At 59.1% G+C, this 13,600-nt stretch carries 11 protein-coding genes; 9 read left to right on the top strand and 2 right to left on the bottom strand.

Going from position 1 to position 13,600, the window contains the following annotated elements; translation table 11 throughout:
• The first annotated feature begins 1 nt into the window (after position 1).
• Positions 2–1,420, top strand: coding sequence for a bifunctional DedA family/phosphatase PAP2 family protein (locus IE123_RS03980; RefSeq protein WP_189515284.1), 1,419 nt, complete (start codon positions 2–4; stop codon positions 1,418–1,420).
• A 93-nt stretch (positions 1,421–1,513) separates the two neighbouring features.
• Here IE123_RS03980 and mpl read toward each other — a convergent pair whose 3' ends face one another.
• Entirely contained in the window at positions 1,514–2,899 is a 1,386-nt protein-coding gene (gene mpl / locus IE123_RS03975; RefSeq protein WP_189515282.1) for a UDP-N-acetylmuramate:L-alanyl-gamma-D-glutamyl-meso-diaminopimelate ligase, read from the bottom strand.
• A gap of 277 nt (positions 2,900–3,176) precedes the next feature.
• Between mpl and IE123_RS03970 the strand changes: the two genes are divergently transcribed.
• Positions 3,177–4,436 carry a 6-phosphofructokinase gene (locus IE123_RS03970; protein WP_189515280.1) on the top strand — a complete coding sequence of 420 codons (1,260 nt, stop codon included), beginning with the start codon at positions 3,177–3,179 and terminating at the stop codon, positions 4,434–4,436.
• Positions 4,437–4,542: 106 nt separating this feature from the next.
• Here IE123_RS03970 and IE123_RS03965 read toward each other — a convergent pair whose 3' ends face one another.
• Positions 4,543–6,228 carry a bifunctional protein-serine/threonine kinase/phosphatase gene (locus IE123_RS03965; RefSeq protein WP_189515902.1) on the bottom strand — a complete coding sequence of 562 codons (1,686 nt, stop codon included), beginning with the start codon at positions 6,226–6,228 and terminating at the stop codon, positions 4,543–4,545.
• Between the two features lie 228 nt (positions 6,229–6,456).
• Here IE123_RS03965 and ppa point away from each other — a divergent pair, with 228 nt between their 5' ends.
• The 7 genes from ppa to fis all read left to right on the top strand — a co-directional run bounded on the left by ppa (position 6,457) and on the right by fis (position 13,577).
• Positions 6,457–6,993 carry an inorganic diphosphatase gene (ppa, locus tag IE123_RS03960; protein WP_115852970.1) on the top strand — a complete coding sequence of 179 codons (537 nt, stop codon included), beginning with the start codon at positions 6,457–6,459 and terminating at the stop codon, positions 6,991–6,993.
• 173 nt (positions 6,994–7,166) lie between these two features.
• A complete protein-coding gene (gene dsbD, locus IE123_RS03955) occupies positions 7,167–9,077 on the top strand; it encodes a protein-disulfide reductase DsbD (RefSeq protein ID WP_189515278.1) in 1,911 nt (636 codons plus the stop codon).
• A gap of 230 nt (positions 9,078–9,307) precedes the next feature.
• Entirely contained in the window at positions 9,308–9,787 is a 480-nt protein-coding gene (gene accB / locus IE123_RS03950; protein WP_189515276.1) for an acetyl-CoA carboxylase biotin carboxyl carrier protein, read from the top strand.
• Positions 9,788–9,800: 13 nt separating this feature from the next.
• Complete coding sequence (gene accC / locus IE123_RS03945; RefSeq protein WP_189515274.1) at positions 9,801–11,144, top strand: acetyl-CoA carboxylase biotin carboxylase subunit; 1,344 nt, start codon at positions 9,801–9,803, stop codon at positions 11,142–11,144.
• A 111-nt stretch (positions 11,145–11,255) separates the two neighbouring features.
• Complete coding sequence (prmA, locus tag IE123_RS03940; protein ID WP_189515272.1) at positions 11,256–12,176, top strand: 50S ribosomal protein L11 methyltransferase; 921 nt, start codon at positions 11,256–11,258, stop codon at positions 12,174–12,176.
• A 94-nt stretch (positions 12,177–12,270) separates the two neighbouring features.
• Positions 12,271–13,284 carry a tRNA dihydrouridine synthase DusB gene (gene dusB / locus IE123_RS03935; protein WP_189515270.1) on the top strand — a complete coding sequence of 338 codons (1,014 nt, stop codon included), beginning with the start codon at positions 12,271–12,273 and terminating at the stop codon, positions 13,282–13,284.
• The gene (gene fis / locus IE123_RS03930; RefSeq protein ID WP_229819576.1) at positions 13,281–13,577 is read left to right on the top strand and encodes a DNA-binding transcriptional regulator Fis; all 297 of its coding nucleotides are present in this window, start codon (positions 13,281–13,283) and stop codon (positions 13,575–13,577) included. Before dusB ends, fis begins: the two co-directional genes overlap by 4 nt.
• Positions 13,578–13,600 lie beyond the last annotated feature (23 nt).

Here is a 13,600-nt window from a genome sequence, read left to right as displayed (position 1 = left end):
GATGCATCCTGTTGCCCTGATTGATCAGTGGGCACATAACCCGACGATTTTGATCCTGATTGTCGGTGTTGTTGCCCTGCTCGAATCCCTGGCGCTGGTAGGCCTGGTCATGCCCGGTGTGGTCATGCTAACGGCAGCCGCCTCACTGGCAGGTCATGACCAGATATCCATTGTCGCCCTGCTGCTGAGTGCCTTTGCTGGTGCCGTCATCGGCGATGGGGCCAGTTACTGGCTTGGGCGTACACAGCGCGATCGCATTCGCGGCTGGTGGCCGTTCAACCGCTATCCACACTGGGTCGACAAGGGCGAGCAGTTCTTCACTCGCCACGGCGCCCTGTCGGTGGCGTTCGGCCGCTTTGTCGGCCCGGTCCGTCCCGTCATTCCCATGGTAGCCGGCATGATGTACATGCCCCCGGCGCGCTTTCTGGTGGTCAACGTGATCTCGGCGCTGCTGTGGGCACCGGCCTATCTATTGCCCGGGTATTATCTGGGACGAAGCTGGCAACATCTGTTGCACCTGCCACCCGGAACCGAACAGTGGCTGTCGGTCCTGGTGTTCATTTTCATCATGCTTGGCTTTGCGCTGTCATGGCTACGACGGCGTCTGGATCGGGACAGCCACCTCTATCGCGGCCTTCTGGTCAGGGCGCGACGTCATGGCATCACACGCAGGATATGGCTGAGCCTTCGCCAGCAACGAGTCGGCGGTGAAATTCCACTGGCCTCTATCGTGTTGCTGGTCATGGGTATACTCGCCTTTATTGGCTGGACATGGCTGGTGGCCGGACTTCATCAACCGCTGGCGCTGGATGTCGCGGCGCAGGGCTTCTTCTCACGTCCCGGCAATCTGCTCCTGATGCGTCTCTCGATGGTGCTGGATCGCATTGGCGACGCCCTGGGCATTATCGCCATGCTGCTGCCCTGGCTTGGCTGGCTTTTGCTACGAAAACGTCTGGCCGCCCTTTTGCACTGGGGCGGTGCGCTGGTACTGCTGGCCTTCAGCAATACGGCACTCAAGCAGATGATCGGTCGGGTACGTCCGGACACACCCGATCATCTGGTCGGCTCCTATTCCTATCCAAGCGCTCATGCATCGACCGCGGTCGTGTTCTGGGGCTTGAGTGCCGCCTTCATTGCCGAAGGACTATCAAGTCGTGCCAGACGCTGGCCCTACTGGGTGGCCATCGTGGCCGCAGGGATCGTTGCCCTGTCCCGGCTGACCTTTGGCGTGCACTGGCTCAGTGATCTTGTAGGTGGTGCCCTGCTGGGTCTGATCATCTGCGGTGCCACCCGCATCAGCTACCATTTTTTTGCACGCCGCTATCTGACCGACGCCGTCAATCCCGGGCAGTTGATCCTGCTAACGCTGACCTCGGTAGTGCTGGTCATTGCGCGCATTGTATGGCTGCCTGCCTTTTAACCCTTTTGGCGCCCTATCGCGGATACAAAAACGCCGGAGGCCATCACAACCTGCTGATGGCCTCCGGCGCTGGCTCAGGCAGGGGCCGATGTATTACACCCCGGTTTCCACCGTCTGACCATGGCGCTGCCGCAGCGCTTCAAGCAAGCGCTCATGGATGTTGTCAAAGCCGCCATTGCTCATGATGACAATGCGATCTCCCGGACAGGCATGGTCCACCAGCGCTTCAATCAGTTGCTCGGTGGTGGTCATGGCATGGGCCGGCACCGAGCAGGCCCCGGCCACCTCCGCCACCGGCCAGTCCAGCGTGGCCGGCTGGTACCAGTAGACCTGATCTGCACTGGCGACACTTTCCGGCAGGCGCGCCTTCATGGTGCCAAGTTTCATGGTATTGGAGCGCGGTTCGATCACGGCAATCAAACGCCCGCGTGATGGCACGGCCTTGAGCCCCTCCAGCGTCATGGCAATGGCCGTGGGATGATGGGCAAAATCATCAATGACCTGAATGTCGTTGACGATGCCGCGCACCTCCTGTCGGCGTCGCGGCGAGGCAAATGTGGCCAGCGCCGCGGCAGACTGTTCAAGCGTCACGCCAACGGCACTGGCGGCCGCCATCGCGGCCAGGGCATTGCGTCGGTTGTGTTCGCCACTCATTCTCCACTGCACCACGACCTCACCTTCAGGCGCCCTGACGATAAACTGCTGATCATCGGTGCCATCACCGAGTTGCCATTGGGCCTGATCCGTACGTCCAAAGTGCGCCACGGGTGACCAGGCACCCATGTCCAGCACACGCGACAGCGCCGCTTCATCATCCGCTACCACCAACTGTCCATTGCCCGGTACCAGACGCACCAGGTGATGGAACTGACGCTCGATGGCGGCCAGGTCGCTGAAGATGTCGGCGTGATCAAATTCCAGATTATTGAGCACGGCCACTTCCGGCAGGTAGTGAACAAACTTGGAGCGCTTGTCGAAAAAGGCTGTGTCGTACTCATCGGCCTCGATCACGAAGACCCCGTCATCTGCCCCCGCACGCGCCGATACGCCCAGATTGCGCGGAATACCACCGATCAAAAACCCCGGCGCCAGACCGGCCTGCTCGAGGATCCATGCCAGCATGCTGGCCGTGGTGGTCTTGCCATGGGTGCCAGCCACCGCCAGCACCCGACGCTTTCGCAACACATTTTCCGCCAGCCACTGTGGCCCGGATGTATAAGGAATGCGTTGATTGAGGACGGCCTCGACCTCGACGTTGCCGCGCGACAACGCATTGCCAATGATGACCAGGTCGGGTCTGGGGTGCAGATTGGCCTCATCAAAGCCGTGCCCGGCATCGATGCCGTGTGCTGCAAGCTGTGTACTCATGGGGGGATAGACCCCCTTGTCCGAGCCGGTGACACGATGGCCAAGCTCACGCGCCAGCAGCGCCAGGCTGCCCATGAAAGTGCCACAGATGCCGAGAATATGAATATGCATGAAAAATAGGGCTCTCCGTCAAAAGCCGAATCAGCCTAGCATGGCCCGTGAATCGACGTCAGGCTCCGGTTCGCCTGCAACTCTATTCATCTCTGACTGGATCAGGCCTGCAGGTAATGGATATGATCGCCCCACGGGTAATACCCGATGCCGGCCATCGATCCGCTGACCAACCAACAGCAGCGCAGCCCACAAGAGGCGCGCCACGTTGCCGAGAGACAGCGCGGTCAGCAACAACGGCGTTGGCCGACCTTCATTCATAAGAAGCAGGAAGCTCATGACCTCCAATAACGCCTTTTACGCACAATCAGGTGGTGTGACGGCTGTTATCAATGCCAGTGCCTGCGGCGTCATCGAAACATGCCGCAAGCACAGCGATCGCATTGGGACACTCTATGCCGGGCACAATGGCATTATCGGTGCATTGACCGAAGACCTGATTGATACCAGCCTGGAAAGTGACGAGGCCATCGCAGCACTGAGACATACCCCCGGCGGCGCCTTTGGCTCCTGTCGTTACAAGCTCAAGGACATCGAGACCCACCGTAGTCAGTACGAGCGGCTCATCGAAGTCTTCAAGGCCCATGACATTCGTTATTTCTTCTACAACGGCGGCGGCGACAGTGCCGATACCTGCCTGAAGATCTCCCGGCTTTCCGAGCGCATGGGTTATCCTCTGCAGGCCATCCACGTGGCCAAGACCGTCGATAATGACCTGCCCATTACCGACAACTCGCCCGGCTTTGGCTCGGTGGCCAAGTACATTGCCACCTCAACCCGTGAAGCGGCGCTGGACATCGCCTCGATGTGCTCAACGTCCACCAAGGTGTTTATCCTTGAATCCATGGGGCGTCATGCCGGCTGGATTGCGGCCGCCGGCGCACTGGCCAGTGAAACCAATGATGGCCCGCCGCACATGATCCTGCTGCCCGAGGTGCCCTTTGACCGCCAGCGCGTCATGAACCACATCGATGCTGCGGTCAAAAAGCACGGCTACTGCGTGGTCGTGGTCTCCGAAGGCGCACGCTACGAAGACGGCACCTTCCTGGCCGATGCCGGCAACACCGATGCCTTTGGCCACCGCCAGCTCGGCGGTGTTGCCCCCACGCTTGCCGGCATGGTCAAGCAGGATCTGGGCTACAAGTATCACTGGGCTGTTGCCGATTACCTGCAGCGTGCAGCGCGTCACCTGGCCTCGGCCGTTGACGTCGAACAGGCCTACGCCGTGGGTCAGCGCGCCGTTGAGTGCGCCCTGGAAGGCAAGAACGCCGTCATGCCGGCCATCCAGCGTGACAGCGAGGACCCGTACCGCTGGTCGATCATTGATGCACCGCTTGAAAAGGTGGCCAATCAGGAAAAATTCATGCCGGCCGAGTACATCCGAGAGGATGGCTTTGGCATCAACGATGCCGGTCGCCGCTACCTGCGCCCGCTGATTCAGGGAGAAGATTTCCCGCCCTTTGAAAATGGCCTGCCCAAAGTGGCCAATCTGCGGCTGGAACGCATTGCCAAAAAGCTGCCCGAATACCATCTCTAAGCGCTGCAGCACGCCTTTGACGATATAGCCATTCCGGCTTTCGTCAATACAAAAACCCCGGTCATGTGACCGGGGTTTTTTAATGCGCCTGGCCATGCGTGACGACCTACTTGATCAACATGACAGCGACCAGCGACAGCAGCAGCGTTGCCGCAATGCCCTGCCATAGGCGAAGCGCCTTGTGCCGGGAAGGTGCGTCCAGCGTTTTTTCAGGTAACGGCGAGGATTCATCCTCCTCATCGGCATCGGCAAACGTCATGGCATGACGCAGCGCATGAATCAGCTCCGACAACCGCCGAAAACGCAGCGCCCGACACGGTGACAGCGCACGCTGCAGCGCATTGTCCAGAATAGCCGGCACCTGTGGGTTGATATCACGGGCGCGACGATAGGTGAGCAATGACAGCCCCTGTTCATCTTCAAGCATGTCCGGCGCCATGTCGTAGGGCATGGCCCCGGTCAGCAGCCAGTAAATGGTGGAGGCCAGCGAATACTGGTCGCTGCGACGACTCACACCCAGACCCAGGGCGTACTCCGGTGCACTGTGCATGCCAAGCCCGGCATCACGGGCCAGTGCCAGCGCCGCATTATTGTCATCATCGAGCCGGCGCGCGCAGGCGCCAAAATCAATCAGCACCACCTGCTCATGCTGGTCGATCATGATGTTCTCAGGCCGAATGGCCTGATGAAGAATGTCGCGTCGATGCAGGGCATGTACGGCGCGGGCCAGCTGGCGCGCAATATCCAGACGCTGTTCGATGCAGGCCTCGGGATGCTGTTCCAGCCAGTGATCCAGCGGCTGTCCTTCAATCGGGCGCATCAGGTAATAGAGATGCCGACGGGGACGCGGAGGCGCCACGATGCGCACGACGAAGGAGGAGCGCACCCGTTCGCCGATCCACTGCTGCAGCAGAAAATGCTCCAGATAGGGATTGCGCGAGGAAAGCGCGGGGCTGGGGGTCTTCATCACCATTCGACGCAGCGACGCTTCATCCCTGACGCCATAGACATGCGCCCGGGCCGTTCTGGAAATGATCGACTCGATCAGCAATCCATCAATCCGGTCCCCGATCTCGAGCTCGGCCGGAATCGGCAGCTGTCCGGGCAACTGAACGGGAGGCCCCATGTCCTGCGCGGGTAGACTATCGACCCGTACCAGCTGGAAGCAGAAGGCTTCAGCACCATAGCCGCGTGCACCGGCACGCTCACGCGCAATACCGGCGAGGCGTTCGCAGGCACCATCAAGGTCGCTTGCCTGCTGTCGTATGGCGTGCATATAGTCCGTGGGCGTCAGCGTCCCCCGCACGGCCTGAGAGGTAAACAGGAACACATCGCCGGTCTTGAGCGACAGATTCATGTGATCAATATCGACATTGTTATCCATGCCCAGCGCCCGGGAAGGATAGCGATAGCCCCCCAGATCCGTGACATGATCACGTGATATCTGTTCGAACTCGGCACCGCGCAGGCGAAAGACCAGCGTATCGCCCATATGAAACAGAAAACTTTCCCGGCCACGAAAGATAATGGCGGACAGCGAACTGATATAGCTGCCGCCCTGTACGTAGCGACTCTGGCTGTAGCACCAGCCATTGAGTGCACGCAGCACTCTGGTAGCCGAGGTCTTGATGTCCCAGTGATCGGGTGTGGAATAGTAATCGGCCAGAAACCCGCGCACCGAGATATCACCGGCCTGACGTGCAATCGCATTACGCCAGGTGGAATCGGCAATGATTGCACAGGCACCCTTGATCTCGAGCTGGCGTGGATTGTCGGGAATCTGAACTGCCATCGACGAGCGATGACGTCGTTGATCGGGCGCCACGAACGCGTGTCCGAAACTTAATGACAGGCCACTTTGCACGTCACTGGCATCCTTTTTACGAGACAACGGATTTATCGTATTGTGCGGATCGGGGGCTGCCGATCGACCGGATTGGTAATCGTCGTGCCTGGTTCGTATAATTTTCCACGATTTTCACTCTCGAATTTTCAACCCGCAAACGCAAGGACTCGATCGATGAGTTTCGACAAGATCCCCGCCGGCAAGGATGTTCCCCACGATCTGTTCGTGGCGATTGAAATTCCTGCCAACCATACGCCAATCAAGTATGAAATTGACAAGGATCTCGACGCCCTGCTGGTCGATCGTTTCATGCCGACCCCGATGTTCTACCCGGCCAACTACGGATTCATTCCCAATACGCTGGCCGACGACGGTGACCCGCTGGATGCGCTGGTCGTCACACCCTACCCGGTGCAGCCTGGCTGTGTGATTCGTGCCCGTCCGGTCGGCATCCTGCACATGACCGATGAAGCCGGTGAAGACGCCAAGCTGATCTGCGTCCCGCATCAGAAGCTTTCTGCCGCCTATGACGATGTTGAGGAAGTCACCGACCTCCCCGAACTTCTGCGCCAGCAGATTGCGCACTTCTTTGAGAACTACAAGGATCTCGAAAAGGGCAAGTGGGTCAAGATTGACACCTGGGGTGACAAGGCCGCTGCCATCAAGGCCATCGAAAAATCCATCGATGCCTTCCAGAAGGATAGCCACTGATCATTCAGTCATGATCCAGTGGTGCCAGAAAGACTGATTGGCGAACCCTTTCGCTGAAAAAAGGTCTTCATACCAGCATGTCGCGGCGTCTTTATTGCGCCGCGACATGTTTTATTCAGACTCTATCCTCTTTCACCCTCGGCATTACCCATGCCAGCGCTGCGGAGTCCATGATGTCGCGCGCCCTGTTTTTTTTAATTATTGCACTGCTGGGTGTTCTGCTGTCAGCGACAGCGCCGGCCAGCAATTTCTTTTCTTCATCCGATGATACTGTTGGCGTTGAAGGCGCCAGTCGTATTGAACGCGACAGCACGGCCGACATGCCGTGGCAGACGCAGACCGAAGACACCGCCAGCGACAGCGATTTCCTGCCGGTCGATCAAGCATTTACCTACAGGACATGGCGTGAAGGCAATACGATCAAGGTGGGGTTTACCAGTGCCGAGGCCTACTACCTCTATCGCCACCGCTTTGATATCCGCAGCGACAGCGCTGACATCACGCTGGAGGCTCCCGACATCCCGCGCGGCGAAGCCATTCATGATGAGTTTCTGGGTGATGTGGAAGTATTTCACCACCCGCTGATCATCACGGCGACGCTGAAAACGCCGCTGCCCGACAGTGCCCCCGTGCCGCTTCGCATCGATTTTCAGGGATGCGCCGAAGCAGGTCTTTGCTACTCCCCCGAAACAAGGCATCTTCAGGCATTACCCGGCACAACGCCCGAGCGTTTTATCGGTGCGCAAATGCCAGGTGATCCTGCACCTGTCGCAAAAGCGCAGGACATGGATCAACCGCGTGATACTGAAACTTCTACTCTGCCCGGCCAGTCCAGTCTGCCGGTCATGATGGGGATTTTCCTTCTGGCAGGACTGGGGCTTGCCTTCACGCCCTGTGTGCTGCCCATGCTGCCGATCGTGACTACGCTGGTGGTCGGCCAGAATGCAGGCAAGGGTCGCGCGTTGATGCTGTCATCGGCCTACGTGGCAGGCATGTCACTGACCTACGCTGCTCTTGGCACCCTGATGGGCCTGTTTGGGGCCAGCCTCAACCTTCAGGCACGCCTGCAGTCACCATGGGTATTGATTCCCTTTGCCTGCCTGTTTGTTGTGTTTGCCCTGTGGCTGCTGGATGTCTGGCAGCTGCCCACAGGAACACGCACTCAACAGCGCATCAACGCCTGGCAGGATCGGCTGCGACAGGTCGGAGTACCGGGAGCGACATTGGCTGGCGCACTCTCTACCCTGATTGTGTCTCCCTGCATTTCAGCACCGCTGGCGGGCGTGCTGGTCTATCTCTCGGCAGGCGCCGATCCGCTGGCGGGCATGCTTGCACTACTGGCACTAGGGTTGGGCATGGGCATTCCACTAATCCTGGTCGCCACACTCGGTGCCGGATGGTTACCGCGCAGCGGGCCCTGGATGGAAGGTATCCGCAGCCTTTTCGCCGTGGCACTGGCCTGCGTGGCCCTGTGGCTGCTTGACCGTCTTCTGGCCCCGACGCTGTCTCTGGCGCTGTGGGGTGGGCTTGCAGTATTGACCGGCGTGGGTATGGGCGCGCTGTCATGGTCCGGCCAGGAACTCTGGTCGCGACTACGTCAGGCGATTGCCCTGATCGTACTGCTCTGGGGTGCTCTGTGTCTGGTCGGCGCCGCCATGGGTCATGATGATCCCTGGACGCCACTGGCAGGTGACACTACCACCTCAAGGGCCAGTGACACGGCAGCATTTGAGATGACAACGGTCACGACCAGGCCGGCACTGGATGCCATCCTGGCCAATGCTGACAGGCCCGTCATGATTGATGTCTACGCTGACTGGTGCATCAGCTGTCGCCGCTTCGAGCGTGATGTTCTGGGTGATCCCGGCATTCGTGCACAGCTACAGGGATTCTCACTGGTGCGCCTTGATGTCACCGATAACGACGCAGAAGCGCGTGCGCTGCTCAAGCGCTATAACCTTTTTGGACCGCCGGCCCTGCTCTTTTTCAGCGACGGGCAGGAAATGCGCGCGCAGCGTACGCAGGGCGAAATCGAACGCTTTCAAATGCGCGATCTGCTCAAGCAGGTTCTGAAAAACGCCTGACCGGGATTGTCCTTTATCAGGCAGTGACTTTCTGGACACCGTTCGCTTTTTTCGGCAAACTCCCCCGACACATTTGCGGCGGCGTGATCGTCTGAGATCATGTCGCTATCTTGCCGGTTGACCTGCAGGTTAACCATCAGGGGTTTGAAGGTGCATTTACTGCCTGATAACCAAGTTTACTTTCCCGTGCCTTGCACTGACCAAGGCTCGATCGATCAACAGGTATTGTCATGGACATTCGCAAGGTCAAGAAGCTCATCGAGCTGCTGGAAGAATCCAACATCAGCGAAATCGAGATTCAGGAAGGCGAGGAGTCCGTCCGCATTAGTCGCAATCTGCCCGGCCAGCAGGGCCAGATGATGATGCCGCAGGCGCCGATGGGTTATTACCCCCAGGCTCAGGCGCAGCCCCAGCAGGGTGTTTCCGGCGTTGCATCAGCAGCAGCAAGTGATGAAGCCGCACCCGCCATGCCCAGCGGGCACCAGGTACTCTCACCCATGGTAGGCACGTTCTACCGTGCGCCGGCACCGGGTGCCAAGTCATTCGTCGAGATCGGCCAGACCGTCAGAAAGGGTGACACCATCTGCATCGTTGAAGCCATGAAGATGATGAACCAGATCGAAGCAGACAAGGACGGCGTGATCGATGCCATCCTTGTTGAAGATGGCGAGCCGGTTGAATTTGACCAGCCCATGATCATCATTGTCTGACAGGATTTTCAGCATGCTGGAAAAGGTACTGATCGCCAATCGCGGCGAAATCGCACTACGCATACTGCGCGCCTGCAAGGAGCTCGGTATCAGAACGGTGGCCGTTCATTCAAAGGCCGACCGTGATCTGATCCATGTACGTCTTGCCGATGAAGCGGTATGTATTGGTCCGGCGCCCTCGCCGGCCTCCTATCTGAACATTCCGGCCCTGATTTCCGCTGCCGAAGTGACAGATGCCACCGCCATCCATCCCGGCTATGGCTTTCTCTCGGAAAACGCCAATTTCGCCGAACAGGTCGAACGCTCGGGCTTTGTCTTTGTCGGACCGACGGCGGATGTCATTCGCCTGATGGGTGACAAGGTCTCGGCCATCGAGTCCATGAAAAAGGCGGGTGTCCCCACGGTGCCAGGCTCCGACGGTCCGCTGCCCGACGACGAGGCCGAAGTACTGGAAATCGGTCGACGCATCGGTTTTCCGGTCATGATCAAGGCCGCTGCCGGCGGCGGTGGTCGCGGCATGCGCGTAGTGCGTGAAGAGTCTCAGCTGGTATCGGCCGTAGCAGTCACCAAATCGGAAGCCAACGCCGCCTTCGGCAGCGATGTCGTCTACATGGAGAAGTATCTGGAACGTCCTCGCCACGTTGAGGTTCAGGTACTGGCCGACGGTCAGGGCAACGCCATTCACCTTTATGATCGTGACTGCTCACTGCAGCGCCGTCACCAGAAGGTTCTCGAGGAAGCGCCGGCGCCACATATCGATGAACAGGCACGTGCACACGTACTCAAGGCCTGTGTCGATGCCTGTCTTGAAATCGGTTACCGCGGTGCGGGCACCTTCGAGTTCCTGTACGAAAACGGCGAGTTCTTCTTCATCGAGATGAATACCCGTGTCCAGGTGGAGCACCCGGTCACCGAGATGGTCACCGGTGTTGACATCGTCAAGGAGCAGCTCAAGATTGCCTCCGGCATTCCCCTGTCGATTCGACAGGAAGATGTGGTGCTTAACGGGCACGCCTTTGAGTGTCGTATCAATGCCGAGGATTCACGCACCTTCATGCCCTCTCCCGGCAAGATCAGTTTCTATCACGCTCCCGGCGGTCTGGGTGTGCGCATGGATTCGCATCTTTATACCGGCTATACGGTGCCGCCCAATTACGACTCGCTGATCGGCAAGCTGATCACCTGGGGCGAAAACCGTGAAAGCGCGCTGACCCGCATGCAGAACGCGCTCGATGAGCTGCTGGTAGAAGGCATCAAGACCAATATCGATCTGCAAAAGGATTTGGTCCGCGATGGCGAATTCCAGCGTGGCGGGGTCAATATTCACTATCTGGAAAACAAGCTGGGTCTGCACTGACACCCGCCGGATAGCGTATTGATACTCAGGACCCGTCAGGGGGCGATCGCATCGCCCCCTGACGCTTTTAGGGCAGTCCGACTGCCTTTCACCCGGTTTGCAGGAGGCCTTATGGCCTGGCTTCAACTCAGGGCGCATATTGCGCCGGAACACGCCGAGCTGCTCGAAGAACTCTTGACCAACGAAGGTGCTCAGGCCATTACGCTTGAAGACGCCGTCGATGACCCGGTATTTGAGCCTGAACGTGGCACTACGCCGCTGTGGAATCAGACCGTATTGACCGGTCTTTACGACGACCTTGAAGGCGTCAGCGACATGATCGCGCGGGTGCGCGAGCACTGGGCAAGCGTTTCCAGCGATGATCCCTGTCCCGAGATCGAATATGAAATTCTCGAGGATCGCGACTGGAGCCGCGAATGGATGGACGGCTTTGAACCCATGAAAATGGGTCAGCGTCTATGGATCGTGCCCAGCTGGTTCGATCCGCCGGAGATCGATGCGGTCAATCTGATGCTCGACCCGGGGCTGGCCTTTGGCACCGGCACTCACCCGACCACCGCCCTGTGTCTGCAGTGGCTCGACGAGCTGGCCGTGGCCGGCGAGCTTGACCAAAAGCGTCTGATCGATATTGGCTGTGGTTCGGGCATTCTGGCCATTGCCGCCCTCAAGCTCGGGGCCGCCCACGCTGTCGGCACCGATATTGACCCGCAGGCCCTGCTGGCCAGCCGGGACAATGCCGGACGCAACAATATTGCCGAGCAGGACCTTGATCTTTATCTGCCGGAGCAGGCACCGAAGGATCGATTTGAAGTGGTCGTGGCCAATATTCTGGCCGGGCCGCTGGTGGAACTTGCGCCGATGATTGCAGGCCATGTCGCACCGGGCGGGCGCCTGGCACTCTCGGGCATTCTGTCGCATCAGGCAGAAGACATTCTCGAGGCCTATCGTAGTCAAGGGCTTTACATGAACGAGCCCCGCGAGCGCGAGGGCTGGGTTTGCGTGGAAGGCTATCATCCCGGCAACGCCACCTGAGAACCGTTCTTTCGGCGTAGCAACGCGACCTGGCCCTTCAAGATCGGCGTTCAGGTCGCTATCATATCCTCCCCTTTTCCGGATAAAGCTTTCAATGGTTAGCGGACTGCCCTGTATCGGCCCCCACCGGCTGGCCGGGCGTGTGATTCTTGCGCCCATGGCGGGAATTACCGATCGCCCCTTTCGCCAGCTTTGCAGAACGCTGGGCGCAGGCCTGGTGGTCTCTGAAATGGTGACCGCCGACAAGCGGCTATGGCATACGCCCAAATCGCGACTGCGACTGGATCATACTGGCGAACCCGGCCCGCGCTCGGTGCAGATCGCCGGTGGCGATGCCGCCATGCTGGCAGACGCTGCCCGCATCAACGCCGACAACGGTGCCGAGATCATCGATATCAACATGGGCTGCCCGGCCAAGAAGGTCTGCAACAAGGCTGCGGGCTCCGCTCTGATGCGTGATGAAGCGCTGGTCGCCGATATCCTTGAGCGGGTTGTCAGTGCCGTGGATATCCCCGTGACACTCAAGATACGCACGGGTTGGTGTGATAAAACCCGCAACGCGCTCAACATTGCACGCATGGCGGAGTCGGCCGGCATTGCAGCACTGAGCGTTCACGGGCGCACCCGTGAGCAGCGCTACCAGGGGTATGCCGAGTACGACACCATCGCCCTGATCAAATCAAGGCTTTCCATACCGGTCTTTGCCAACGGCGATATTGATGGGCCCGAAAAGGCGCGTCAGGTGCTGGCCTATACCGGCGCCGATGCAGTCATGGTTGGCCGTGCTGCCCAGGGGAATCCATGGATCTTTCGCGAGATCGAGCACTACCTTGAAAATGGCAGTCTGCTCGCAGCGCCGACCGCCCTTGAGCGTGCCGAGGTCATGACCCGCCATCTGGAAGCCCTTTATGCGCTGTACGGCGAACATATGGGCGTGCGCATCGCCCGCAAGCATATTGGCTGGTATCTCGCCGGTGCCGAGCATGGCGAACACTGGCGCCGCGAGTTCAATACGCTTGAAGGCTGCGATGAACAGCAGCGCTACCTGAAAGCGCTTTTCGCCGAAAATTCTCCGTTCGCCCCTATAGATGGAACGCGTGCCGCATGAGTAGTCATCCATTGCCTGATCACCAGGGTGAAAGCCCCATTCAGCTTCACCAGCATCCGTCTCAGTCGCGCACGCTGCGCGAAGCGGTCGATCAGGCCATGTCGCTTTATTTTTCCCATCTTGATGGCGAAAACGTGACCGACCTTTACAACATGGTCATGGCCGAGGTGGAAGCGCCGCTTCTGCGCTCGGTCATGAACCATACCCGCGGTAACCAGACCCAGGCATCACAGATGCTGGGTCTTAATCGCGGGACACTGCGCAAAAAGCTCAAACAGTACGACCTGATCTGAGCCTGATACGTTGATCGCGCGCG

The organism is Kushneria pakistanensis (assembly GCF_014652795.1).
Lineage (GTDB): Bacteria > Pseudomonadota > Gammaproteobacteria > Pseudomonadales > Halomonadaceae > Kushneria > Kushneria pakistanensis.
This window is presented reverse-complemented; position numbering and strand designations above follow the sequence as displayed.